The following is a 2,172-nucleotide window of genomic DNA, read 5'->3' as shown; positions in this document are numbered from 1 at the left end:
GCCAATACCGGAGGATCAGCGATCACCGGATACCGGATTCAGGTGTCTCTAGACGGGAACACAGGTTGGACCAATCTTCATACAGGTACATCAACAACCTACACGCATAGTGAGCTTATCGCAGGAACGACGCGTTATTACCGGGTTTATGCGAGCAATCAATTCGGTGAGAGCGATCCCTCCAATACCGCAAATGCTACGACGAGTACGTCGGTAACTGCTCCGGATGCTCCCACTGGTTTGATGGCTACTGCCTCAGGTCCGAATGTCATTGATTTAAGTTGGACCGAACCGGCCAATACCGGAGGGGCAGCGATCACCGAGTACCGGCTTGAGGCATCTCCAGAAGAAAACACGGGCTGGATCAATCTATATTCAGGTCAATCAACGACCTATACGGATGAACGGCTTGAGCCTGGAACGACACGCTATTACCGGGTTTATGCCAGTAATGCCCTTGGGCTCGAAAGTCGGGCTTCCAATGTTGTTAATGCCACCACAACTACACTAATACCACCCCCGGATGCGCCCATCGGTTTGACGGCTAGTGCTTCGGGCCCGAGTACCATTGATTTAAGTTGGACCGAACCCGCCAGTACGGGAGGAGAAGCGATTACCGGGTACCGGATTCAGGTGTCCCCAGAAGAAAATATGGGCTGGAAAGATCTTCATAAAGACACATTAACGACGACTTATACCCACAACAGGATTGAGGCTGAAACGACACGCTATTACCGGGTCTATGCCAGTAATTCGTTTGGTGAGAGCGGTGCCTCCAATATCGCAAATGCTACGACAAGTGAGGCCACAGTACCAGCTGCACCGACTAACCTGATTGCGGATCCGTTTGGGAAAACCGATATCAATCTGTCGTGGAACGAGCCACTGGAGAATGGTGGCTCCCCGATCACTGGCTACCGAATTGAGGTTTCGAGGGATGGTAAGACAGGTTCTTGGACAGACCTAGAAACCAAGTCGGTCGAAATGACGACCTACACCCATAGAGGGCTCAGACCTGCAACCACTCGCCACTATCGCATCTATGCCTTGAATGCAATCGGTGAGAGTGAGTCCTCAGGTGTGGTTAGTGCTACGACGGGGGGAACGGGTCTGCAATTTACTGGGGAAGTGACTGAATCTCACGTGTATACGACGAACACGGTCATCCCCTGGTATGTTCTGCCCGAGGCATATGGTGGTACGCCGCCGTATACCTACATGCTTGCTCCGGCATTGCCCGAAGGACTTGCCTTTGATGCATCCATGCGCACAATCAGTGGAACACCAACCGAAGTGATCTCTGAGACGAACTACATCTATCAGGCGAAAGATGAGGGGGGAACGACCACCGATTTAAGCTTCACGATTGAGGTCGTGGAGGCGGTAGCGTTCAAGATCATGATTACTGATCAATCTTTTGCCCGCGGACAACTCTTGGATCCGCTGATCCTTCCAGATGCATCAGGTGGTGTCGCCCCAATTTTGTATGAACTTATGCCTGGGCTCCCGCGAGGCCTGAGCTTTGATGTGGAAACACGGGCTTTGTCAGGCTCCCCATTGGTAGTCACTCAGGCACCGATGCCTTTCAAGTACCGTGCAACCGATGTGAACGGTTCCTCTGACAGTCTATCGTTCACGATCGAGATATTTTCTCCGGTATCTGTCGAGAATGCATTGTTGCCAGAGTCCTTTACGGTGCATGGCAACTATCCGAATCCATTCAATCCTTCTACACGGATCGAGTTTGATCTTTCTGAGAACGCGCGGGTGATGTTGCGGGTGATGGATGTACTGGGTCGCGAATTGATGGTACTGCCAGTGAAAGAGTTTGAGGCTGGTTACAAGCGAAGCATTACTCTCAATACAACCAATCTAGCCAGTGGCACCTATCTGTACCAAGTCATTGCGAAGGGATCCGGAAGCCTGCAAATGAAGATCGGGTATATGACACTGCTAAAGTAGCATCCGCATATATGAAATCCTCGCACATTGTAGGGACACTCGTCTGAAAACAAAGTTTGTGCGCCAGACTAACCGGCAAAGTGTAGCAGGTGAAAGTGAATTCGGGAACGTGTTCTTGCACCTGCTCGTTTGATTTGTCGTTTTACAGCCCGGATGTACGGGATGAACTGGATACGATGTTAGAGGTCACCGCCATGTCACGGAAGGGGT

1 protein-coding gene and 1 pseudogene (both cut by a window edge) are annotated in these 2,172 nt (G+C 51.2%); both read left to right on the top strand.

Annotation, left to right across the window (positions count from 1 at the left end):
• Positions 1-52 (top strand): annotated as a pseudogene (locus F4Y64_01965) (fibronectin type III domain-containing protein) (it extends 1,649 nt beyond the left edge of the window).
• Positions 1-1,962, top strand: the 3' portion of a protein-coding gene (locus F4Y64_01960; GenBank protein ID MXX96364.1) for a T9SS type A sorting domain-containing protein. Its footprint begins 78 nt before the window's first position; the window shows 1,962 of its 2,040 coding nt (coding positions 79-2,040); the start codon falls outside the window, past its left edge; the stop codon is at positions 1,960-1,962. The pseudogene F4Y64_01965 and the gene F4Y64_01960 overlap by 130 nt, the downstream one beginning before the upstream one ends.
• Positions 1,963-2,172 lie beyond the last annotated feature (210 nt).

It is taken from the genome of Rhodothermaceae bacterium (genome assembly GCA_009838195.1).
Classification (GTDB): domain Bacteria; phylum Bacteroidota; class Rhodothermia; order Rhodothermales; family Bin80; genus Bin80.
This window is presented reverse-complemented; position numbering and strand designations above follow the sequence as displayed.